Below are 559 nucleotides of genomic sequence, written 5' to 3'. Positions count from 1 at the left end.
CAACGTCATCGGTCTGACAAAGGATGGCGGCTCCGTCAGCCTGGAGCCGGGCGGGCAGTTCGAGCTCTCCGGCGGCCCCGTCGAGGACCTGCATGCCACCCGGCTGGAGATCGCCTCCCACCTGCGCGACGTGCATGAGGTGGCGGGCCCGCTCGGCCTCGGCTTCGCCGGCATCGGCTTCAACCCGATGGCCACACGCGCCGACATGTCCTGGATGCCCAAGAGCCGCTACGGGATCATGAAGCGCTACATGCCGCTCAAGGGCGGCCTCGGCCTCGACATGATGCTGCGCACGGCCACCGTGCAGGTGAACCTCGACTTCGGCGACGAGGCCGACATGGTGGAGAAGCTGCGCGTCTCGTTGGCGCTGCAGCCGCTGGCCACCGCCCTCTTCGCCAGCTCGCCGCTGCGCGAGGGCAAGCCCTCCGGCTACAAGTCGCTGCGCGGGCATGTGTGGTCGGACACGGACCCGGACCGCACCGGCATCCCCGGCCTCGTCTTCGAGGAGGGCTTTGGGTTCCAGCGCTTCGCCGAATACGCGATCGACGTGCCGATGTAC

Annotated in this window: 1 protein-coding gene; it reads left to right on the top strand. The window is 68.9% G+C overall.

Annotated elements, in window-relative coordinates:
* Positions 1-559: glutamate--cysteine ligase (locus tag AC1DWF_RS37500; protein WP_476843486.1), on the top strand; the 559-nt coding region annotated here is incomplete at both ends.

The sequence above is a fragment of the Aminobacter sp. P4_D5 genome, from assembly GCF_056401815.1.
Note: the sequence above shows the minus strand (reverse complement) of the source record. Positions and strands in the feature narration are given on the sequence as shown.